A 23870-nucleotide genomic window follows, 5' to 3' on the forward strand; every position below is an offset into this window, starting at 1 on the left:
GCGCTTTGCGGATGGTTTTAAGCTCTTACACACGGATAATAGGTATGATCCAAAATTGGATTTCAACGGGGATGGGCCTGTTGATTTTCGCGATTTTCTCATTTTTGTTTCCCATTTTGGTGAATCGCGTTAAGGGAGTAACGCTGTGATTGTATTGCGAACAGATCGAGAGCTGGATTTGATGATTGAGGCAAACCGCATTGTGGGGCTGGTGCATCGCACACTCAAGCCGCTTGTCAAGGTGGGAACGACGACCAGAGAACTGGATAGCGTGGCCGAAGATGTGATTCGGTCACACGGCGCAGAACCCGCATTTAAGGGCTATAAGGGGTATCCCGCAGCGAGTTGTATTTCTATTAACGAACAGGTCGTACACGGGATTCCCGGATCGCGGAAGTTGATAGATGGCGATATTGTTAGCATTGATATTGGAGTGAAATTGCGAGGCTACTACGGCGATCAGGCGATTACGCGCGTTGTTGGCAATATTTCAGAGCGGGAAAAAGAATTGCTGGAGGTGACGCGAGAAGCTCTGTTTAAGGGGATTGAGCAAGCGGTTGCCGGGAAACGCCTGAGTGATATTTGCGGTGCGGTACAAAACTGGGTCGAGCAATTTGGTTTTTCTGTTGTGCGGCAATTTGTAGGGCATGGCATTGGGCGCAGATTGCACGAAGAACCCGCCGTGCCCAATTATGTGCCCCCAGAGCGCAATCCTCGTTTGCGAAAGGGGATGGTACTCGCCATTGAGCCGATGGTCAATTTGGGAACGCATGAAGTTGTGGTGGCAGATGACGGGTGGACGGCATCGGCGGCTGATGGGTTGCCTTCGGCGCATTTTGAACATGTGGTAGCAATTACACGTGGAGAACCCAGGATTTTGACGATGTTCGAGGAAGATATCGATGCGTAAATCTATTCTCCTATGCGTTCTTATGTGGTTGATGTCTTGTAGCCAGCACTATGAGGAAGGGGCGCATCCGCCGCCAAAGCCTCCACCTGTTCAGACTTCAGCAGCGGATAAAGAAGGACCACAGGCATCAGGCGCCGTGGTTTCAGGGACGATTCGACTGGCCGATGGGCTGGGCGAGCGCATTGGGAGCAATGCCGTGCTATTTGTTATTGCGCGACCTGCCCCTGTTGGTGGACCACCGCTGGCGGTGAAGCGGCTCGACATTTCCGATTTTCCCTATTCGTACACACTGACACGCGGGGATGCGATGATTGAGATTGACTGGTCTGAGATCGATGCGTTGTACGTCTCTGCAAAAATTGATGCAGATGGACGTGTGGGTGGTTCAAAGACAGGGGATATGGAGGGGATTTATCCGCAAAATCCCGTTGCGCCCGGGGCCGTGGATGTGGATATTTTGATCGATACGGTGCATTGAGTTATGAGCTATACGGTGATTCACGCGACACACGAAGCTGTGCGCAAGGCCGGTGGTATTGGAGCTGTACTCGAGGGCTTGATGACTTCTTCTGTGTACCGGGAAGCCGTGAGGCGGTCTTTTCTCGTCGGCCCGCTTTTGCGCCCAGAGGATGAAGATCTCCTTGCGGAAAGTGGCGAGGTGCTTTTTTCGACTATTTCCGGCGTGCAAAATGCGGATTGTGCCGACGCGCTCAATCGCGTCGCAGAGCGGTACAATGTCAATATTGTTTATGGGATACGTCGATTCGGTGGTGGATATGGAGCCGATGTGTTGCTCGTTGATGCCGAAGATATCAACCCTCGGCGGTCCCGCAATTTTAAGTACAATCTCTACCGGCATTTTGGCCTTGCGTCTGACCGATATGATACAATCGCGGATTACGCGCTTTATATCGATAGTGCGGAAGCTATTTACGACGCTGTTGTCGCGCTTATCGGAAAGGACCCCAGCCCACATATTGTGCTGGCCCATGAGTATATGGGCATGCCTGTTGCGCTCAAAACTATTATGGAAAATGATCCGCGCTTTCGAGCGATTTTTTACGCCCATGAGGTTTCGGCGATGCGCGAGATCACCGAGGGCAACCCGGGACACGATGTGATGTTTTACAACGCGATGGCGCGAGCACTTGCACAGGGCGAAGTGGTTGAGGATATATTTGGAGATCAGTCCGATTATTATCGGCACGCGCTGGTTCAATTGGCGTCGCACTGCGATGGTATTTTTGCCGTGGGAGACCCAACGCTCGATGAGCTTCGGTTTATGGGGCTTGAAGCGCAAGCGATAGACTTGGTTTACAATGGCATTCCCGCTGTGCAGATTTCTTATGCAGAGAAATTACAGTCTCGCTCGCGTTTACAGGAGTATGCGCAAAATTTGCTCGGATATGAGCCAGATGTGGTGATGACTCATGTTACGCGCCCGGTGATTAGTAAAGGACTATGGCGTGATTTACTCGTGCTGACACATCTCGATAAATTGTTGGGGAACAAAGGACAAACGGGTGTGTTTTTTGTGCTTACAACAGCTGCGGAACAGCGTAGTGCGCGCGATATTGAGATTATGGAGTCCGAATATGGATGGCCGGTTGTACACCATAAAGGACCACCCGATCTGGTTTCAAATGAGGTGGATATCTGGCGGGATATGGTAGGGTTTAATCGCGAATCTGTTGCCATTCAAGCCATTTTGGTCAATCAGTTTGGATGGGACCAGGCGAGTTGCGGGCAGCGCATGCCGCAAGATATGACATTTGAGGATTTGCGCCGGGGTACGGATGTTGAATTTGGACAATCGATTTACGAGCCGTTTGGCATTGCCGTGCTCGAACCTCTGACTTTTGGTGGGCTTTGTGTGCCGAGTAGTGTGTGCGGGTGTTGCGGATTTTTGGGTCGCGTGACAAAAGAACAGGCCGATCCTCTCGTCATCGTGGCAGATTATACGGCAGATGTCGCATTGGAGAGTGCCGCGTCTGCCCGTGTGATAGGTGAGTATGAACGTCGTATCCAGGAAGGCAAAGTGGCAGAAAAAGTTGCGTGGGATATCGCAGATGCGTTGCCATCATCGGATAGAGAACGCGAGGCGCGATTGCATTCGGGTTACAGGTTAGCCGGACAAATGAGCTGGGATCGCGTGTGCGAAGCGTTTTTTTTGCCGGGTATAGAACGCGCGATTTCCCGTGGTCGAGTACAACGAAACGTTTGACGCTTTGAAGCGTGTAAAGGGCTATTGTAGTCAGCTATTTTTATCCATTGAGTGATGATTATGATGAGAAAACGATTTTTACTGATTTTTTTACTTGTGACCTGTCTCGCTGGTTGCAATACCGAAAAGCGCAACCCATTGGGCGAGGGCTTTGTTGGACGCGATCCCGGTGATACAGTAGCATTGCCCGCGATTCCGCTAACGTCGGCGCGGTCCTTTCAATCTCTGATTATTCCTACTGTGATGGGGGAACAAGAGGAATTGCTGGTCGGGCAGATGAATGGGTTTTTGCTGCGGAGTCTGTTGCGTTTTAATGTGCCGGATGTGTTGTCTGGCGGTGTACCATCGGGGTTGACGATTGATTCCCTGCGCGTCAATCTGGGTATTCGGTCGGCACGATTGGTCGAAAATGCATCGCTGATTGCATTGCGGCCCGATTCGCCATGGGAAGAACTTCAGACCTATGTCGATACGACTCGCTGGGTCGAGTCCGAGGTGCTTGCAACGCCAATACCCGGTGCTGTGACGCAGGTATTTGTGGATCGCGTTCGGATCGATTTGCCCGTGTCGCTCTTGAAGTATGCGGTAGAAGCGGGAGATCAGTCTTTAGAAATCCTGTTGCAACCCGATGGTGAGGCACCTTTTTTGTTGGATATTTTTTCACGCGAAGCTACCGATATTCGTGCAGATGCGCCGATTCCCGAATTGGAGGCCGTGTACCGGGTGGAAGATGTGACAGAGCGTGCGGCTGTTCAGACCGATGCAGATACTTATTGGAGTGCGCGGATCAATGGCGGTCCTCCAAAAGATCTGGCGATTCTTGCCGAGGGTTTTTTTTACGGGAGTGTTTTGAATTTTGATCTGCCCAATATTCCACAAGGCGCGACGATCAATTCGGCCCAATTGCAATTGAATATCGATCTGGATCGTTCCTATTTTTCATCTTTTCCCATTGAAATATATGGCCTGAAAATTGCAGAAGGCGATACCGCGTTTACGCGGTTTAATGAGAGATTACTCATTGAACCAGCGACAGCGACTTACACGATTAATCAGACTTTGATTCAAGCATGGATATCTGGTGTACGAGAAAATCATGGATTGGCACTTTCGCCCGTCAATTTTGTTTCTTTAGGGGGGTTGCCAATGCCTTTAAATTCGCCCTCTCTCATCCGATGGCTTGTGTTAAAAGATGTGCGTTTAAATCTCATTTACTCTCTTCCTCCGGAATTGTAATATGATGCGAATAATTCTCGCTTTGGGTTTTATTTTGTCGATGGTACTGCCAGCTTGTGCCAATACAATTTTTTCTTTTTATGGTGTTGGAGATCCAGTCAGGCGCGTTGATGCGCGATCTCGAAGTATGGGCGGTGCCGGGCGGTCACTTGCAGATGGACTAAATTTTTCATCCCAAAATCCCGCTTTGTTGGGCGCTTTCCGCAGAGCATCTGTGAGTATGCAATTTATGGCTCAGCACCGATTTTTGAATGGCGAAAGCATTGTAAATGACGGGGATGTCGGGGCTTTTCAGATCGCACTGCCTATGAGACGTGGTCCTGTTATAGGTGTCGGACTTGAACCGCTTACAGATATGGATTTCGGGGCGATAGAAGATCGCGGCACGGGTAATTTGAAGTATCAACTGGAAGTGGAAGCGACCGGGGGTATCCAGGCTATTTCCCTGGGGTTGGGACATCGAATTGGGCGCAGGCTTTTTGTGGGAGGGCGTATAAATTGGGTGGCTATGGGGACATTTAACGAGTCCTGGATCAAGGATTTCGACAATGAGACGGTCTTCTTTTCTCACGATGAGATCACGCGCACCCACCGCGGATGGTTGCCTTCATTCGGGATTATCTATACGCCCACTTCGCGGTGGAGTTTGGGGGCAAATGTCGATATCGGAGGCAGTATCAAGCAGCGTCAGGTTCAAAGAAATCGCTTTGTGGGACAGCGTGAAGCCGTTGAGGTCGAGACGGAAAGCGATGTGGAATTTCCCCGGGAATTTGGAGCGGGGATAACGTATCTGGCGGGTTATCGCTGGCTGGCATCGGTTGATGTTTCTCGGGGGCTGTGGCGCGCGACGGGAGATGGACGATTTGATACGTGGGATGTAAGTGCAGGGATGTTGTGGCGCACGGGAGACCCCGATGTGCTGGTGCGGAGCCGGCGCTTTGAATTTGGCGCAGGTTTTCATTATCGGTCGCTTTATTTTCCGACGAGTTCTAATAGCCAGATTGGCGAATTAGGCGTCAGCTTCGGCATGGCGGTGCCATTTGTGAATAATAGCGGTCGTTTTCGCTATGTGCTCGAGGTGGGAAGACGCGGCGACCGCTCAAAACACGGCGCATCAGAGCGGTTTATTCAACACTCTTTTTCCGTAGTCGGTTTTGTAAGGTAGTTTGGGGCAGGACAGACAGTTCAAACGGCCTGTGTTCGGCGCCCGAGCGCTCGGATACGGCCGTTTTTGATTTTTTGAACAATTTGGTCGGATAGAAGGTGCAAAATGGGCAGACCAATCCCCGTGCAAATAAAATACAAGGGAGCTATTTCGGGCGCAATAGATTCAAAGCAGACGATTGCAAGAAGGCCCTGCGACAAGAGCGGAAGCCAGGCTTGAACGGGTTGCGAGGTGAAGCGCCTACATAGCAGACCACCGGCAATTTTGCCCAAAATCAAGGCTGCTATCAGTGCATAAAAATGAGGCGGTACGGAGGACATTTGCCAGTCTAAAACGAGGCCAGTAGCATAGTGTGCGAGAGCAAAAGCAATCAGTGCTTCCGCATTTGGTGGACGCATATTGGGTCTCAGTCCGCGTTTGGTGCGCAAGGACAATGCAAGGCCCACTGCCCAGGCCAAAATAAGGGGCTGAATCCAAACGTGCCATGAAGCAAGCGCGATCAGGAATGACAGGGCAAACCAACTCGTAAACTGGCCTGTGGGGGTGTGGATATGTTGCAACCAGCGATGCACGAGTTCAATGCCAACAACACCGATCAAAACGGCCAGTGCGATATCGGCGGCAAGATGAAGGAAGGAATAGAACCCGTCGTTCAGGATGAATTCGACGCCAAAAATAAGCCCTGTCAAAAAGAGCAAACAGAGACCGATTGCCGTAACACATAAAGAAAAAGGCCATGTATCTCGCAGGTTGTGTTCTGTGCGATCTAAAAATATGGGGGCTGAGATGCCCGATAGGATGGCAAGTTGCAAGGTGGTGACAAGGTGGAGGTCGAAAAAGATGAGCACTGAAAAGGTTGTGAGAACGGGTGCTGCATACAGGTAAATGCTACCCGTAAGCAAACGCTGATTTGCAAAGATAGGACGGGAGAGCGATGTGCCCAAATAAAGGCCGACCCAGGCCATTGCGATATCTGCAAAGGGTTTTATACTTTGGTGACTTTCAGCGGTTGTAATAGGTGCAAAGCCGATGGCGAGCCCCGCGGCTATCATGCCCAGGACATTGGGCAATTTGGCGCGATGAGCCAGTCGCGCACCCACGATAGAGGCCGTTATCAGAAAGCCGACCCAGACCATTTCGGGAGGGGATTGGAGAAGCCAGATCAGGATACCGATACCAAGTGTAATGCAAAGAAGGCGCATGGAAATCGTCTCAGGTGTGAGATTGTGGTGAATTCGCGGGTGGAATGAGTATCATCTGGCTTAAAAAAACGGCAATTACGAGTCCCGTAATGAGCGTGTAGTGCTGAAAGTCGAGGAGATAAATGGCCTGTACGCCAACAGCGATACTCAGCGTGCCCTGAGGGCGCCAGCTCATGGTGAGCAATTCGCGCCAGGTCTGCGGTATTTGCCAGAGGGTTTGGGATACCGTGAAACCGATTGTGCGGCCCATTCCGCGCACGAGTATCACTGTGAGAGCAAGTGGAAAAAGAGGTGACCAAAGAAAAAATATATCGCCGCCAAATTCCCCTATTATTGAGCCGGTCAGTGCGAAAAAGATCGGTTCAATCACGTCATTTGCACGTGTTGTAAATTCGACGATTTCGCGTTTTGCCACGGTTGTGTTAATCAGCCAGATACCCGATAGAAAGCCCACAGCAAGAGATGGTAAGTCCGGAGCCTGGCACAATCCTGAAAGGGCGATCACAATGCCCAGGACAAGGCCCAGTGCGCGAGCACCCGTGCGGTGGCTGCGAAATGAAAAATCGAGCGCGATGCCTCCGACCACGCCTGCGCCGAGCATGAGCAGTGCAATACCAGTTGCACCTATAAATGGCAAGTTGCCCAAATAAAAAATGGGGTTTTCTGCAAGTGGGGGAAAAGCGATGCACAACACGGCCATGGCCGCGATATTACTAAGTGGCAGGTTTTGACCTGGAACAGGAGTTGGAATAGGGCGGTTGGGCCACTGAAAAAAAGGTGTGGGAAAGCGCACAGTAAGTGCGAAGCAGGTGAGCAAGACTATGGCGAGGGGTAAATTTTGGAGCAACCCGAGGTAGCGATAAAGTATTAAACCACTGGCGAAGGCAGCAAGGACGGTGAACCCGCCTGTGGCGAGGACAACGGCTGTTTGTGAGTAAATCACCGAGATCCCGCCGCGGTCTCGCAGATTTTGGAGGTCTGTTGACAGACCTGTTTGCAGGCCAATCCACAGCAAAATAGCGCCGATGCAATTGTACCGCACCACTTCAAACAGGTGAAACACCTCATCGGCTTCAGAAAAAAACATCCCTACGAGAACACCGAGGAGCAGATAATGTGCTCTGCCTATTCGCAGACTGTCTATCAGCGGATATGGTGGCATCCGTCGAAAAATTTTTTGGCCGAGAAAAAAAGCACCAAAACCGACAATTAAGCTGAAAATAAAGGCCATAAAATGCCTGCACTTTAGGGATAACTGGTGTCGCCTTTGCTGCGGTGGATTATACTTTTTTCCAAAGTTTGGGTCAAGGGTGAAGTTGACGACCCACGCTTGACAGTCGTTAAAATATAGTGTATAGTCAAGATTGAGCTGTAATAGATGAGATTTGAGAGAGCACCTTCCCCATAGTTCTGCTAATGTTGTGCTGTGCGCGGAGGCGGATGGCCGGGTACTGGTAGCACAAATTCTGGAGACTCTATGTCCAATTCATTACCTCAGGTGCTAATGCACAGTGCCCCAAGTTTGTACAAGCATCTCGACGCATTTGCCCAGATTGTTGAGTCGGCCGTTCGGCTAGCTGGCGCTTCAGAAGATGAGCAAGTTGATCTGATGGTTGCAGTCATGGAAGCACTCAACAATGCGATTGATCATGGCAATGGTGAAGATGCTTCGAAGAAAGTACATCTCAAGATCGATATCCACCCCGCTTCCATCACGGTCTGGGTGCAAGACGAGGGAGGAGGTTTTGATCCCAATGCCACACCTGACCCGGTTGCGCCAGAAAATCTAATGAATAATTCTGGACGCGGGCTTTTGATGATGCGTGCGTTTATGGATGAGGTGGATTTTATGCCCTCTCAGAAGGGCACACTGGTTAAAATGATCAAGTATTTTTCCTCTAAGTCGTCACCATCTCACTGTTGAGGAGGATGCCCATGCAAATTGACATTTCTGGACACCATTACCATGTCTCCGACAGTACGCGTACCCATATTAAAGCTGCTGTCTCTCGGTTTGAGCGATTTTACACGCCAGTGCTGGGTTGTCATGTCGCCATCAAAAAAGAGGAGCCTGCATTTCGCGTTGATATTATTGTCAATGTGCATGGGCAAACTCTTAAAGCTTCCAACACTGGCAATAAGCTCTTTCCCGTTATTGACGGTTCGGCAAAGAAGATGATCCGACAATTAAAGAAACTTCGCGGCCGACGTAGAAAACCTCGCGTTATTTCTAGTCTAAATGAGGTATGAGCCGTGCCACAGATTTCTATTGGCAAGATGTTAGAGGATTATAGCGACCAACTCTCGCTTTCGTCCGTTGCTGGACAGGAGGGGATTGGCAATACACTATCTACCAGCGATGTCCATCGGCCCGGTCTCGCACTTGCGGGTTTCCTCGGGCTTTTTACTTTTGACCGCGTTCAGGTTATGGGCAATACGGAGATGCTCTATCTGTCGAGTCTTGACCCCGATGTTTGTCGCCAAACCCTTGAAACCATTTTTCAGTTTGATATTCCCTGTATGGTTATCACTGATGGGAATGAAGTGCTGCCGGTGATGGTCGAATTGTCCAATGCGCGGCACATTCCCTTGCTGACCACGCCGTTTGCGACCACCAAGTTCGCCCACCTTTTTTCTCATTATCTCGACGATGTGTTTGCACCGCGCACAGCCATTCACGGTTCGCTGGTTGATGTGTATGGCATTGGGCTGTTATTTGTTGGGGCAAGTGGGATCGGAAAAAGTGAGATTGCCGTTGACCTGGTTGAGCGCGGACACCGATTGGTCGCGGATGACGTCGTGCTCGTGTCGCGCAAGTTACAGGGCATAGTTGTAGGCAGCAGCGGAGAAACACTGCGCGATCATATAGAAATACGCGGTCTGGGCATTTTGAATGTTCGCAATATGTTTGGTGTGCGTGCCGTTCGCATGCAGAAGCGGATTGAGGTTGTTGTCAAACTCATTAAATGGGATGAAACCGCGGCTTACGATCGCATTGGACTCGATGAGGATTGGGTCTCGATTCTCGATCTCGAGGTGCCTCAGGTTACAGTGCCGATCTATCCGGGAAAAAATATTACGGTGATTGCTGAGACGATAGCCTTGAATTATCAACTCAAAATACAGGGCTATCACACGGCGCAAGAATTCAATCGTCGCCTTGTTGAGCGCATGAAAAACAAAATCCGGGACGATATGTCTATTCGCGCGGATATCGAGTAACTATGGAGGCATAAATGAAATTAAAGTGCGTTGTCTTATTGTTGTTTGGGCTCGTGGGGTGTGGGGGACAGAGTGCTTTGGAAAGCGATGCCCAGCGCATGCTGGCTTCTGTACGGGATCTGGAAGAAGAATTGGCCGATTTGCCGCAGGCGATTGCGCGGTATGGAGAAATCTCAGCGCAATTCCCAAATACTGAGGCGGAAAAAACAGCGCGCGCGCGACGGGTTATGCTCGAGCAGGTACAGATGCGCCTGGCGGATCGAGAAGTTATTCCGAAAGATAGTATAGAGACATTTTACGAAGGTGTGGTCGAGATCGCGCCCGATTATTTTGCCGCGTTGAAGGAGCTCGGCACCCATTACAGTAATCAAATACATCTTATCACGCGTTTTGCCGCCAATACAGGGGCGGTGCAAATAAAAGAACAGGCCATAGGAATATGGGTAAAGCAGGATAGTCTGTGGTCGCGCTACACCTTTCGCCCCATTCCATCAAATCGTTTCTGGCGGGATCAGTTGTGTAAGGACGCGCTGAATATTACAGAGATGTTAATTGCTAAGTCTTTTCGAGAGTACGACCGCGCGCAGAGTATCATCAATAAGGGATTGGATTACGCTTCGGGCGAGGATGTGATTTCACGGGCTAAAGTCTATGCCGCCTATTGTGCGTTTTGGCAGGGCAAAGCAGAAGATTTCCAGCAGGGCGTCGCACTGGCAAAAGAGGCTTTGAGCTATGAATTTTTATCGGATAATGACCGCGCGCGCGCCTATCATGTTATTGGTCTGTGTTATGCGTATATTTATCAGGATACAGAAGACATGACCCATCTCGATGAGGCGATAAGAGCACTCAATGAAGCCGTGAATATCGATGGGAATATGGGCGAGGCAAAGCTATTGCTCAAAGAGTTGCGACAACAGCGAGGAAGGGTAGCATCTTGAGATTATGAAAAAAATTGTTTGTAAATTTGGCGGTTCATCAGTTGCTGATGCCACACAGGTCGAGAAGGTAGTGTCTATTGTGCGAAGGGATGGACGCCGCTGTTTTGTCGTGCCTTCCGCGCCTGGTAAGCGGTCTGAAGATGACACAAAAATTACTGATTTGCTCTATTTGTGCCACGAACTCGCGAGACAAAATGTCGAATTTTCAGAGCCTTTTAATAAAATTAGTACGCGATTTTTGGATCTCTCAAAGGCTCTTGGTGTGTCAATAGATATGGAGAGTCTGCTCGCTGAGGTCGAGAGCGGGATAGCGAATGGTGCAGGGCGAGATTACGTGGCGTCGCGCGGCGAGTATTTGTGCGGGCGCATCTTAGCCGATGTTTTAGATGCGGTGTTTGTCGATCCAGCCGAGGCGATACTCTTTCGGGCTGATGGGCGCCTTGACAGCGATTCATATCGGCGATTGAGGGCACGTCTTTCAGATGATCGGCTGTATGTTATTCCGGGATTTTACGGTGCGGATGTAGAGGGTGAGATAGTGACATTTTCTCGTGGGGGGTCAGATATTACCGGTGCGATTGTTGCCCGCGCAGTTGGAGCAGAAATGTACGAAAACTGGACGGATGTGTCCGGATTGCTCATGGCCGATCCCCGCCTGGTGCCCAATCCATTGCCTGTAGAAGAAATTACATATCGCGAGATGCGCGAGTTGGCCTATATGGGAGCCGATGTTTTGCACGACGAAGCGATGTTTCCGGTGCGAACGGCAAAAATTCCCATTCACATACGAAATACCAATCGGCCAGAGGATGTGGGCACGTTGATTTTGCCGAGCCGAGAGCTTACAGAGCGCCTGATCGCCGGGGTTGCGGGACGTCCCAATTTTAGTATGCTATTTATTGAAAAAGATCTGATGAATCAGACAACGGGGTTTGGGCAGCGGGTCCTGGAGGTGGTTGCACGACATGGGATCAGTTATGATCACACGCCGTCGGGTATCGATACAATGTCGGTGATCATACAGGATGAGCAATTGGACGGCAAGGGCGAACTTCTCGTCGAAGATATTCAACGCATTATCGAGCCTGATCGCGCCGAACTGATCCACGGGCTTGCGCTGATTGCGACGGTTGGCGAGGGGATGTCGCACAGGGTTGGCATTGCAGCGCGTCTGTTTACTGCGCTGGCAGATGCAGGTGTGAATGTACGGGTGATTGACCAGGGGGCTTCAGAGATCAATATTATTGTGGGAGTCGAAGAAGCCGATCTCGAGACAGCACTGATCGCGATTTATCGCGCTTTTGTAAAATAAAAAAACTGGGAAGGGCTTTATGAAAATTCTCGTGACGGGGTCACACGGAAGAGTAGGGGGTAATCTGGTCAGACGTTTGCTCGACAAAGGCCACGACATACGCGGCTTTGTCTATCCCGGTGATGCCAGCCGGGCGGACAAATGGGAAGGCATTGATGAAGTCGAGGTCGTAGAAGGCGACTTGCGCGATTACGATGCCGTATCTCGCGCGGTTGAGGGTGTGGATGCCATATATCACCTGGCAGCGGCTTTTGCAAGCCCGCATAGCCATATCGAATATTTGCAGATTAATGGGCTGGGCACACTGCATTTACTCGAAGCTGTGCGAGAGAAAATCCCCAATTTGCAGCGTTTTGTCTATGCATGCACAGAAGCGATATACTGGAAGGTTGAAGAGGCTGGGCGTTTGTTTGAGAAGCCGATTTCCGAAGATATGGTCAGCGCGACTAAAGCGATGCCCTATTTTTTGACCAAGTGGATCGGCGAAGAACTGGTGATGAATTACCACGTTCAATACGGCTTTCCGAGCGTTGTGTGTCGGTTTGCGACCATTTTTGAACCGAGCGAATTTTTGACCGAAGACGGCGTTCCCAAATTTTGTACCCTCAGACCTCCGCTCGAACGGTTGCAACGCCAGAAAAACCCCACAGATGAACAGAGGGCGCAGCTCGCATCTATGGAAAAAGCATGGGCAGATGGTGCGCGGGTTCTGGTTAGCAGGTGTCCCGATGGCAGGAGTTTTAAGCAGGAATGGGCGGATGTGCGGGATATCGCCCTGGGCCTTTCTCTGAGTTTGGAGCGCGATGAAGCCGTGGGCGAGGCATTTACCCTTGGTGGAATGCTCATCGTGTGGGAAGACGATGTTCCAAAAGTTGCCGATTATCTCGGTGTAGGCTATACAGAAGCGACCATGCCTGCGCCGAATTTTTTTGAATTTGATCGATCAAAAACGCAAAATCTGCTCGGATATCATGCCGAACACGACTTGTGGAGCACGCTGAATACGGCTCTGGCGATGCAAGAGGGCAAGGAGACAGATGTTGTTCCCACAGGTGTGCGATACGGACGAAATCCCGCATAATGGGGAGGTCCTATGGCTTTCTTTTGCCGGTATATTCCGATTCTGGTATGCGCGGCATTGTTTTTGGGGGTGAGTGAGGCTCAATCTGTTGGAACTATTACCGGCACAGTGACCGATGCTGCAAGTGGAGAGAAGTTGGAAGCGGTGCAGGTCCATATCCCGGTCTTGAAACTGGGCGCAGTATCGGATGAGCAAGGCCGCTTTACTATCGACAATGTGCCAGTTGGCACGTATGAACTGAAGGCCGATTTGATCGGCTATGCGAGTGCGACAGTCGCGATTACTGTGATGGCTGGACAGACAACGACGGTTGCTTTGCTGATGGCGTTGTCCGCGCTTTATCTGGATGAAGTGGTGGTGACGGGTACGGCGTTTGAGGAATCGCCCATCAGTTTGACCTATGCGGTCGCCGTGGTCGGGCGAGAAAAGATGGCAGAGCAAGGGTCTCCACAGACCGTTGATTTTTTTAAGAATCTGGGGGCGAGTCACGGCGTGATCGGCGAGCGAAACAGTTGGTACAATGCCGGTCAAGCCGCCACGCTTCCAGAGAATATCGCCAATGTGAACCTGCGCGGCCTCGGGGCTTCGCGCACCCTGGTGTTGTTCAATGGCCGGCGTCAGGTCTATGTGCCAGCGCGCTTGATTGGGGGGCGCTTCGTAGATGTAAATGCGATGCCTTCGATAGCTATTGACCGCATTGAGGTACTCAAGGAAGGCGCGGGAGCGATCTACGGATCGGATGCTGTGGCTGGCGTTGCCAATTTTTTGACTCGCGCGGATTTTGAGGGCTTTGAGGTCTCGGCAGCCCACAATTATTTCGCAGGTGCTGGCGATACGAATGTGAGCGCGATATGGGGTAGAAAATTCGGCAACGCCCATGCCGTAATTTCGGCAGAATGGAGCGGTCAGCAGCAGTTGGCGACCGAAGAAAGAGATTATCTGCTGCTGCCATGGCACGGCGGTGGGCAACGCGGGGGATGGTCGGGCATTGGGAATCCCGGCGTCTTCACGCTTGGGGCACCCGCTATCTGGACCGCGGATATCCACGACCGCCGCTGTGAGGAATTTGGCGGGGTGGAATTGAGTTGGACGTGCCGCTTCCGCTATCAACCCTGGGACAATCTGATCGATAAAAAGCAGTATATCCGCGCTTTTGCCGAGATCAACGGTTCTCTGGACAATGGCCCGGATTACCACATTGAGGCATTGCTGTCTGAATCCGAGATTCCCGATTGGCTCACAACGCCTTCTTACCCACCCATCCCTCTGTTTCACACGACCATCATGGAAGTCGCGCCCGACCACCCGGGGCGGCGGGCATTCTGCGAGGACCAGGGAAACTACGCAGGGAGCGGTTCTTACGATGCGGACAAAGTAGCCGAAGCCTGCGCCGATGGGGAGACGAACTGGTATTTTAATGGGCGCACGTTTGGCAATTCGGGCCCTGGGCGCACACTGTCGCGCCAGTCTCGCACCTGGCGCGTAGCTGCTTCCGCAGACCGCGATTTCAAAGCATTTGGTGGGCGGGACGCCAGTTTTGACGTGGGGCTTTCCTATTCCCACACCGCGGGGAACATGAATCTGCCGGGCATCTACAACGAACGCCTGTTCCTCGCCTTTCGAGGTTACGGCGGGCCGGATTGCGGTGTGGGTGTGATCGCAGATGCTTCGAGTGACGCCAAAATGAGACTCGACCCGAGCACCCTCAGTGGCAAAATGCCGGGGCACGGCAACTGTATGTATTTCAATCCTTTTAATAATGCCATTGAGTATTCCGCCCAACCCGGTGCCTTATACCTGGATCAGCGCAATCCGGAATATCGCCCCGAACTTGCAAACAGTCCCGAACTGCGGGAATGGCTCGGCGCAGAGGAAGTCAATTTGCAGAGCACGGCGGATATGATAGTTGCCGATGCGACGCTGACTGGGACATGGACGGAAAATGTCTGGCTCAACGCGAGTTATGCCGCCGGATATCAGTTTCGCCGGATCAGCGCGGTTGGCGATCCCAATGACGCGGGCGATGTCACCATCAATCCCTGTCCGGTTGCAGGCGATAAGGGATGTACTGAGCGCGATAAGTTCGGTCCCTATGTTTTCACGAATGTGCATCGGCCTTATGAGGCAGATCAGACGGTACATCGCTTTTTTGGCGAAATTCCTCTGAGCCTGGGCGAGCGTTTTGACGTGCAATTGGCTGCGAATTACGAATTCCACGATGTGGCGAGCAGTTTTGATCCCAAATTTGGGTGGCGCTATCAACTCTCGGAATCTCCGACCCATTCCGCGTTTCTGCGCGGCTCGGTGCAGACGTCTTTTCGCACGCCATCGCTGGACGATGTCAATGAAAGCCCGTTGACAACGCTCGAATGGGTGCCACAAACGAGCACGTACCGTGCGGTGGATAGAATTGGTAGCCCCGATCTCAAGCCCGAACAAGCGTTCACCTATAATGCGGGCCTTGCTTTAAATACAGAGGCTGGCTTTGAAGCAACGTTGGATTACTGGCACTACGATTTCAGCGATGTGATCGGCGCCATGCCCCATAGTGCGATTGTCAACCTGTATGACGAATCCGCGACCAGGGATCTGGTGAAGCAATACATCGTATGTCCAGATGGTATTGGCACCGGTGCCTGTACGGCTGCAGAACTCGATCGGGTACGCATTGATCTCGTCAATTGGCCGGGGGTCAAAACTTCGGGTTTTGACGTGTATTTGAGCGCCCGGATGCAGGCGGGATCGGGACAATTTACAGCCAGCCTGGACGGCACTTATACCCTCGATTACCAGACAAAGGCTCTGATGCTGGACGATTTGGAGATCCAATCCGAACTGGACGCCGTGGGCTACCTGAACTTCGACAATCCCCTCGTGACATCTTTGCCCAAATTGAAGAGTCGGATATCCGCAGCCTATCACTATAAACACTACAGCCTGGTCAGCTACTTGAACTACATTTCGTCTTATGAAGATCGGGCGTCGGAAGATTTATTTCCCATTATAGACGCTTTTGTCACATGGGACGCCAGCTTTTTGTGGAATTTGTCCAGAGGTATCAATATCGCCATCTCCGGGCGAAATTTGATCGATACCAGGCCGCCGCTGGTCAATGTGGAACAAGCCTACGATGGTTTTACGCACGATCCCAAAGGTCGGCAGTTGAAGTTGGCGGTGACATATCAACTCGGACGTTGACGGAAGGAACGCTTTGCAAATACCTGAAGGATTACATGATAGGGAGTACCGCAAGCTATTCGGTTTAGATATTTATCTGACGCCAGTGTTTGTGATTTCCGGTATTACCATTGTCGCATTTGTGACTGGCGCTCTTGTCTTTCAGGAAGCCGCGACTGAAGGGTTTAAAAATATCCGCGAGTGGCTCACTGCGAATCTCGATTGGTTTTTTATTATTGCGGCCAATCTCGTCGTGCTCTTTTGTTTTTATGTGGCGCTATCGCCTCTTGGAAAGGTGCGCCTGGGCGGCGTAGATGCAAAACCCGAATACACCTATTTAACCTATCTCGCCATGCTTTTTGCTGCTGGCGTGGGTATAGGTTTGCTGTTTTTTGGGGTGGCGGAACCGGTGTACTACTTTAAAGCGCCACCACTCGGCATTACGCCAGGAACTGAGGAGGCCGTATCCATAGGGATAGCAGCGACGGTTTTTCATTGGGGGTTACACGGTTGGGCGATCTACGGCGTCGTTGGACTCGCTCTGGGTTACTTCTCGTACAACCGGGGGTTGCCCCTCACCATTCGCTCGGCGTTCTATCCCTTATTTGGCGACCGCGTCTGGGGCTGGCCCGGACATATTATTGATACTTTCGCCATATTCGCGGGATTGTTTGGGCTTGCAACCTCTCTCGGTCTGGGGGTTCAGCAGGTTACTTCCGGATTAAATTATCTGTTTGATATTCCCGCGAACAATACCACTATGGTGGTGCTAATTGTGGCGATCACGTCCATCGCGCTCATATCGGTGCTGACGGGTATTAATGTCGGTATTAAGCGTTTGAGCCAGTTCAATATCATTATCGCGTTTTTGTTGTTATTGACTGTTATCTCGCTCGGTCCAACGCTCTACATTTTTCGCAGTATCTTCGCTGGATTCGGTAGTTATTTCGCGCAGGTTGTACCGCTCAGCAATTGGATTGGGCGGGAGGATGTCGCCTTCGTGCGAGACTGGACGACTTTCTACTGGGCGTGGTGGTTTGCCTGGGCACCGTTTGTCGGTACGTTCATCGCTCGCATTTCAAAGGGGCGCACAGTGCGCGAGTTTGTCGTCTCTGTGCTTCTGCTGCCAACGCTTTTATGCCTGCTGTGGTTCGGCACTTTTAGCGGTACGGCGTTTTATCAACACATCGTTGAGGGCTATACCGGTGTAACAGAAAATGTCGAGGCGTGGAAGCTCGAAATCGCATTGTTCAAAATGTTTGATAAATTGCCGATGGCGACACTGCTTTCATCTGTGGCGATGCTTCTGACCGTCGTGTTTTTCGTTACTTCGTCAGATTCTGGATCTTTGATTCTCGACACCATTGCAGCCGGCGGCAAGGTTGATGCGCCAGTCGCACAACGCGTTTTTTGGTGTACGATTGAGGGGTTAGTCGCCATAGCGCTTCTGCTGGGCGGAGGTTTGAGTGCGTTGCAGGCTGCCTCGCTCACAACGGGCTTTCCGTTCGCCATTGTGCTATTGGGAATGGCTGTCTGCGTTTGGATGGGGCTTCGCAGCGAAGTGCGGAAATCGCGCGGATGAGAGTCTTAAACAGCTCAACATTTCCGGGCAAGAATTTGGCATTGGGAGGATTTCAACATATTTTTTAAAGAGTCTCTAACCCCTAAAACTATCTGAAGTTCTGCGGTACAGTTGAAATAACAGAAAGGGAGGACCAATGTTTTTCTTGAACAGATTTATTCCGATTCTGGTATGTGTGGGATTGCTTTCTGGCGTGGTCCAGGCGCAATCTGTTGGAACTATTACCGGTACAGTGACCGACGCTACAAGCGGAGATAAATTAGAAGCGGTTCAGGTCCACATCCCGACTCTGAAACTGGGAGTAGTGTCAGATGAGCAAGGTCGCTTTACCATTCCAAATGTGCCTTCTGGGGCACACGAACTGAGAGCCGATCTGATCGGCTATGCGACCGCGACAGCGGTTATTACTGTGACGGCTGGAGAAACCGTGACGGTTGCGTTGCAGATGAATTCCTCCGCGCTTTATCTGGATGAAGTGGTTGTGACTGGTACGGCGTTTAAGGAGGCGCCCATCAGTATGACGTATGCGGTCGCTGTGGTTGGGCGAGAAAAGATGGCAGAGCAAGGGTCTCCACAGGCGGTTGATTTCTTTAAAAATCTGGGTGCGAGCCACGGCGTGATCGGCGAGCGGAGCAGTTGGTACAATGCGGGTCAGGCTGCCACGCTTACGGAGAGTATTGCCAATGTGAACCTGCGTGGACTGGGAGCTTCGCGGACCCTGGTGTTGATCAATAGCCGCCGACAGACCTATGTTCCGGCGCGCTTGATCGGTGGGCGCTTTGTCGATGTCAATGTTATTCCCTCTATCGCCCTTGACCGGATTGAGGTGCTCAAGGAGGGAGCCTCGGCTATCTATGGATCAGATGCAGTGGCCGGCGTCGCCAATTTTTTGACCCGATCCGATTTTGAGGGTTTTGAAGTCTCGGGTGCCCACGAGTATTTCGAAGGCGCTGGCGATACAAATATAGGCGCGATATGGGGTAAAAAACTCGCCGAAGGAACTCATGCGGTTATTTCTGCGGAATGGATGGGACGCCAGGCGCTACCATCTACTGATAGGGATTATTTGTTGCAGCCGTGGCATGGCGGAGGGCAACGTCTCGGATGGTCGAGTTTGGGGAATCCCGGCACCTTTGCCATTGGTGCGCCAGCTCCGTGGACCGCTGCCATCCACGCCCCCCGTTGTGAGGAATTTGGCGGTTTTCGGGAATCGTGGACATGTCGCTTCCGCTATCAGCAGTATGAGAATCTGGTCGAAAAAATGAGCCATATCCGTGTTTTTGCTGAGCTCAATGGCACTCTGGACAGTGGTACGAATTATCACGTGGAGTACCTGTGGGCCGAGGCTGAGATCCCCGATTGGTACACGACGCCTTCGTATCCGCCGTTCCCACTGACAGACACGAGTATTATGGAAGTCGCGCCCGATCATCCGGGGCGGCAGGCATTTTGCGAGGATTACGGTGCAAATCCCGGCGATCTGTATTACGACGCCTGTCGGGGCGGCGAGAACTGGTATTTCAATGGGCGGCCATTCGGGAACTCGGGGCCAGGGCGCACGTTGAGTCGTCAATCGAATACTTTGCGCATGGCGGCTTCGGCAAATGGCGATTTTAAGGCGTTCGGCGGTCGAGATGCCCATTTTGACGTGGGTCTCTCTTATTCGCGCACTGCGGGCAATTACAATTTGCCGGGGGTGTACATTGAGCGATTATTCCTCGGCTTCCGCGGTTTTGGGGGACCAAATTGCGGCGTTGACGTGGTAGCAGATCCGACGTCTCTGGCAGGGATGCGACTCGGACGGATCTACGACCAGGTAGCAGGGCAGGGCAACTGCGAGTATTACAACCCCTTCGGCAATGCCATCGAGTTCACGGATCAACATGGCTCGAATTTTGAGAACTCGCCGAATCCCGGTTATCGTCCCGATCTTGCGAATAGTCCCGAATTGCGGGAGTGGCTCGCTAATCAGGAAGTCGATCTACAGAGTACCGCGGATATCCTGGTCGCCGATGCGACGCTGACGGGAACATGGACAGAGAACGTCTGGCTCAACGCGAGTTATGCCGCCGGATATCAGTTCCGCAAGCTCAGTGCTACTGGCGATCCGAACGATCCGGGTGATGTGACCATCAACCCATGTCCAGTTCCGGGTGATAAGGGTTGCTCAGAGGAAGATAAGTTCGGTCCCTATGCGTTCACGAATGTGAATCGGCCGTACTCCGAAGACCAGACAGTACACCGCTTTTTTGGTGAAATTCCCCTGAGCCTGGGAGAGCGCGTTGATGTGCAACTCGCCGCGAACTACGAGTTCCACGATGTGGCGAGCAGTTTTGATCCCAAGGTCGGCTGGCGCATGCAGCTTTTGGAATCCCCGACTCATTCCCTGTTTATGCGCGGCTCGGTGCAGACGACATTTCGCACGCCATCGCTGGACGATGTAAACGAAAGCCCGTTATCGACGCTCGAGTGGATCAACCAGACGGGTGCGTACCAGACGGTCGATAGAATCGGGAGCAAGGACCTCAAACCCGAACAGGCATTTACCTATAATGCGGGTCTCGCGCTGGTGACAGAGGCAGGCTTTGAAGCGACATTCGACTATTGGAGCTACGATTTCAAGGATGTAATCGGTGCTATGCCCCACGGGAGGATTACCGACTTATATGCCGATGAAGCCAATAAGAATGCCCTGAAGCAATTCATTGTCTGTCCAGATGGGGTAGGCACTGGCACCTGTGCGGCCTCAGAACTCGAGCGGGTGCGAGTTGATATCGTCAACTGGCCGGGAGTCAAGACTTCGGGAATTGATGTGCATCTGGGCACGCGGATACCAGCGGGTACAGGGCAATTCGCGGCCAGTCTGGATGGCACTTATACGCTGTCGTATGAAACAAAGGCTCTGATGCATGGCAATTTGGTGCTCCAGGATGCGGCAGACGCTGCGGGGTACTTGAATTTTGGCAATCCCATTGCGACTTCGCTTCCCAAGTTGAAAGGGCGAGTATCGGCGGGCTATCATTGGAAAACCTACAGCCTCGTGAGCTATCTGAACTATATTTCGTCTTATGAGGACCGGGGATCAATGGGATCCGATAATGATACTATTAGAAATTTATTCGGTACTATTGACTCGTTTGTCACATGGGATGTGAGTTTTCTCTGGAATGTGTCCAGAGGGGTGAATATCGCATTCTCTGGAATGAATCTGCTCGGCACCAGGCCACCTCTGGTGAATATCGAACAAGCCTACGATGGCTTCACGCACGATCCCAAAGAGCGGCGGTTGAAGCTGGGCCTTACATATCAATTCGGGAGTTTATAATATCCGAGAGGCATCCTCGAGTACAATACAAAAGCCCGTCAAGTCGTGATGACGGGCTTTTTTGACCAAATATGCACACAACACGTGAGGTGATTTCACGCCTCACGTGTTTTTTTTCGCACGGCCGACTTTTTTGATTCGCTGTACAATTTCTCAAATGCTTCTGTGTCGTCGTCTTCAATAACATCGAGTGATGAGTCGGGTTCTGATATGGGCTGGGAATCTTCGGGATAGACGTGGTGCATGTCCTGTTTTGTGCAGGCGTAATAGGTAACTTCACCGCTTTTTCTGCGGTACGCGTAAAGGTGGCGAGGAGGATCGACCCAGGTATAGTCTGCGGCGTATTGTTCCAATGCGGCGGGATCAATTTCTACGCCGAGGCCCGGGGTTTCAGTGACGCGGTAAAAGCCGCCTCGAACTTCAATCGCGGGTTTTATGAGTTGGTGTTCCCAGATGTTCATACACGTAATGGCCGGCCATTTGGCCTGGGGGAGGACCGCGCCCAAATGCGCTGCCCAGGCTGTTGTGATGCCAGAGCCGACGAGTTGTAGCCAGAAGGGCTTGTTCCATTGCTCGCATACGGATGCTTGTTTGAGAAGGCGCGAGGCGCCTGCACAGATGACAAAACCATCGGTGACATCTTCTTTCATGGTCGTTTCAATAGGCGGATTGTTGTAGTGCATGGCAATGGGCCGCGCAATCAAATTTCTGATTTGCTTGTTGCCCGCCACGTCGTTTTGCGGAATCGGCGTTTCGATCATCGCCACTTCGGGATAGGCTTCCAATTCTCGAAGATGCGGGATTGCATTGGCGGAATTAGCAAGGGTGCCGTTGTAGTCGAGGTCGAGGTGAAAACCGGGTGGAACTACTTTTTGAACGGCCTGAATGGCTGCGTGCAGGTCAAACCATGGGCGGGCTTTGAGTTTTGAACTGGTATATCCCGCCTGGGCGGCTTGTCGGCATTCTTCCGCCCATCCTTCGGGTGGCATGTCCATATTCCACCACGATATTGGGCACCAGTCGCGCACTTTTGGGCCCAGCAGGCGATATATAGGAACATCTTGCGCTTTTGCTATGGCATCAAACAGAGCCATCTGTACGCCAGCGCCAAGGCTGTCATCCCACATTAATTCAGCGGCAGGTCTGCCGACGATTCTGTCTTCAATATCGCCTGGTACTTTGGCCCAGGTGTAATTGGGTATGGTTTCGCCCCATCCTTCAACGCCATTTTCGAGTGTGATATGACAAACCTGGTGTATTCGCCAGTGGGGAAGCCAGTAGCCGAGGTGTTTCTGGCTGTGTGGCGTGAAGGGGACGTCGAGATTGATGAGTTCAATGGTTTTGATTTTCATGGCTTACCTCTGGGAAAAAGTTGATATAGCGCACAATATGACACATAGTATTCGATGTCAAGTACAACAGGAGAAAGAAAACGTGCATGGGGTAAAAAGTTGGTTTATATTGGTCGCGATCTTATCCATCAACAATTCAAGGAGGCGATGTATGGCAGTGCAGTGTATTCATCTGGGTGTTGGCGGCAGGGGAAAGTGGCCGGTTGCTATGTTTGCCGAGCGAGATGACGTGGAAAGTGTGGCTTTTGTCGATGTTGACGAAGGCAATATGAATGCCGCTATGGAAGTGTCGGGTTTGCCCGAGTCGCGGTGTTTTAGGACGCTTGAACAAGCCATGAACAATGTGGAATCGGATTGTGTGATCGTTATCACACCTCCAGATTCCCACGCGGATATGATTTTGGAAGCGGCCAGAGCGGGTAAGCATGTTCTGGTTGAAAAGCCATTTACAAAAACTCTGGCGTCGGCAAAGTACGTTGTGGACGAAGCCGACCGCATGGGGGTCAAAGTGGGTGTGAGTCAGAATGCCAAATACAATCCGGCGACGATGACCCTATCGCGCCACTTGCGGGAAGAGACGTATGGCAAGGCGAGTTTTGGGCTTTTCACCAAAATCGGCTGGCGCAGCAAGGGGGTACACCATTCGGGTCACGACGATCATTCCTATTTGTGGGAGCGAGGGATTCACGATCTGGATACCATGCGATATATTTTGGGCGCATTGCCCGTGCGGATGTGGGCACATAGCTTTAATCCGCCCTGGAGTCCATATAAAGGCGGGGCAGGTGTTTCCGGGTGGGTGGAATTTGATGGGGGAGCGACTGCGACCTATTTTGCGACTTTTGAACCGCATAAATCGGGTGGCGAAACCCGGGTGGATGTGGATGAAGGTACGCTTTCCCTTGAGGGTGGCAATCTCGTTTTGACGCGCCGCAAGGCCGATCCCGAAATATTGCCTCTGGACGCGGGTCCTACTTCGACAGATCTGATTGTCAATCAATTTGTCGCGTGGATAAATGGCGGTGAAGAACCCGAGTTTTCCGGGCGCAACAATCTGGTGACTGTGGCGATGGTCGAGGGGATGGGCATTTCCTCAGAGTCCGGGCGGATTGTGTCGCTCAAGGAGTTTGTGAATGTGTGA

18 protein-coding genes are annotated in these 23870 nt (G+C 51.6%); 15 read left to right on the top strand and 3 right to left on the bottom strand.

Annotated elements, in window-relative coordinates; all coding sequences use genetic code 11:
* Nucleotides 1–145: 145 nt before the first annotated feature.
* From map to F4Y39_14615, 5 genes are all read left to right on the top strand, one after another.
* Nucleotides 146–910 (top strand): type I methionyl aminopeptidase, encoded by a 765-nt coding sequence (gene map / locus F4Y39_14595; GenBank protein MYC14947.1) that lies wholly within the window; start codon nucleotides 146–148, stop codon nucleotides 908–910.
* On the top strand, nucleotides 903–1388 hold the full coding sequence (locus F4Y39_14600; protein MYC14948.1) for a hypothetical protein: 486 nt from the start codon (nucleotides 903–905) through the stop codon (nucleotides 1386–1388). Before map ends, F4Y39_14600 begins: the two co-directional genes overlap by 8 nt.
* Nucleotides 1389–1391: 3 nt before the next feature.
* Nucleotides 1392–3134, top strand: a complete 1743-nt coding sequence (locus tag F4Y39_14605) for a hypothetical protein (protein ID MYC14949.1) — start codon at nucleotides 1392–1394, stop codon at nucleotides 3132–3134.
* A 96-nt stretch (nucleotides 3135–3230) separates the two neighbouring features.
* Nucleotides 3231–4370, top strand: a complete 1140-nt coding sequence (locus F4Y39_14610) for a hypothetical protein (GenBank protein MYC14950.1) — start codon at nucleotides 3231–3233, stop codon at nucleotides 4368–4370.
* Between the two features lies 1 nt (nucleotide 4371).
* Nucleotides 4372–5535 (top strand): hypothetical protein, encoded by a 1164-nt coding sequence (locus F4Y39_14615; protein MYC14951.1) that lies wholly within the window; start codon nucleotides 4372–4374, stop codon nucleotides 5533–5535.
* Nucleotides 5536–5555: 20 nt separating this feature from the next.
* Here the strand turns inward: F4Y39_14615 and F4Y39_14620 are convergent, their stop codons facing one another.
* Together F4Y39_14620 and F4Y39_14625 are read right to left on the bottom strand one after the other, a co-directional pair.
* Nucleotides 5556–6737, bottom strand: a complete 1182-nt coding sequence (locus F4Y39_14620; protein MYC14952.1) for a hypothetical protein — start codon at nucleotides 6735–6737, stop codon at nucleotides 5556–5558.
* 10 nt (nucleotides 6738–6747) lie between these two features.
* Entirely contained in the window at nucleotides 6748–7968 is a 1221-nt protein-coding gene (locus tag F4Y39_14625; protein ID MYC14953.1) for a hypothetical protein, read from the bottom strand.
* A gap of 246 nt (nucleotides 7969–8214) precedes the next feature.
* Here F4Y39_14625 and F4Y39_14630 point away from each other — a divergent pair, with 246 nt between their 5' ends.
* The 9 genes from F4Y39_14630 (at nucleotide 8215) to F4Y39_14670 (ending at nucleotide 21377) form a co-directional block, all read left to right on the top strand.
* On the top strand, nucleotides 8215–8661 hold the full coding sequence (locus tag F4Y39_14630; protein ID MYC14954.1) for an ATP-binding protein: 447 nt from the start codon (nucleotides 8215–8217) through the stop codon (nucleotides 8659–8661).
* Nucleotides 8662–8666: 5 nt separating this feature from the next.
* Complete coding sequence (gene raiA, locus F4Y39_14635; GenBank protein MYC14955.1) at nucleotides 8667–8987, top strand: ribosome-associated translation inhibitor RaiA; 321 nt, start codon at nucleotides 8667–8669, stop codon at nucleotides 8985–8987.
* Between the two features lie 3 nt (nucleotides 8988–8990).
* A complete protein-coding gene (hprK, locus tag F4Y39_14640; GenBank protein ID MYC14956.1) occupies nucleotides 8991–9959 on the top strand; it encodes an HPr(Ser) kinase/phosphatase in 969 nt (322 codons plus the stop codon).
* Between the two features lie 14 nt (nucleotides 9960–9973).
* Nucleotides 9974–10900, top strand: coding sequence for a hypothetical protein (locus F4Y39_14645; protein ID MYC14957.1), 927 nt, complete (start codon nucleotides 9974–9976; stop codon nucleotides 10898–10900).
* Nucleotides 10901–10904: 4 nt separating this feature from the next.
* Nucleotides 10905–12212 carry an aspartate kinase gene (locus F4Y39_14650; GenBank protein ID MYC14958.1) on the top strand — a complete coding sequence of 436 codons (1308 nt, stop codon included), beginning with the start codon at nucleotides 10905–10907 and terminating at the stop codon, nucleotides 12210–12212.
* Between the two features lie 19 nt (nucleotides 12213–12231).
* The gene (locus F4Y39_14655) at nucleotides 12232–13293 is read left to right on the top strand and encodes an NAD(P)-dependent oxidoreductase (GenBank protein ID MYC14959.1); all 1062 of its coding nucleotides are present in this window, start codon (nucleotides 12232–12234) and stop codon (nucleotides 13291–13293) included.
* Between the two features lie 12 nt (nucleotides 13294–13305).
* On the top strand, nucleotides 13306–16491 hold the full coding sequence (locus tag F4Y39_14660) for a TonB-dependent receptor (protein MYC14960.1): 3186 nt from the start codon (nucleotides 13306–13308) through the stop codon (nucleotides 16489–16491).
* Between the two features lie 13 nt (nucleotides 16492–16504).
* Complete coding sequence (locus F4Y39_14665) at nucleotides 16505–18052, top strand: BCCT family transporter (GenBank protein MYC14961.1); 1548 nt, start codon at nucleotides 16505–16507, stop codon at nucleotides 18050–18052.
* A 136-nt stretch (nucleotides 18053–18188) separates the two neighbouring features.
* Nucleotides 18189–21377: a TonB-dependent receptor gene (locus F4Y39_14670; GenBank protein ID MYC14962.1), complete on the top strand. Its 3189-nt coding sequence runs from the start codon at nucleotides 18189–18191 to the stop codon at nucleotides 21375–21377.
* A 95-nt stretch (nucleotides 21378–21472) separates the two neighbouring features.
* Here F4Y39_14670 and F4Y39_14675 read toward each other — a convergent pair whose 3' ends face one another.
* A complete protein-coding gene (locus F4Y39_14675; protein MYC14963.1) occupies nucleotides 21473–22729 on the bottom strand; it encodes an enolase in 1257 nt (418 codons plus the stop codon).
* Here F4Y39_14675 and F4Y39_14680 point away from each other — a divergent pair.
* The gene (locus tag F4Y39_14680) at nucleotides 22704–23870 is read left to right on the top strand and encodes a Gfo/Idh/MocA family oxidoreductase (protein ID MYC14964.1); all 1167 of its coding nucleotides are present in this window, start codon (nucleotides 22704–22706) and stop codon (nucleotides 23868–23870) included. The genes F4Y39_14675 and F4Y39_14680 overlap by 26 nt on opposite strands.

Source organism: Gemmatimonadota bacterium (assembly GCA_009838845.1).
GTDB lineage: Bacteria > Latescibacterota > UBA2968 > UBA2968 > UBA2968 > VXRD01.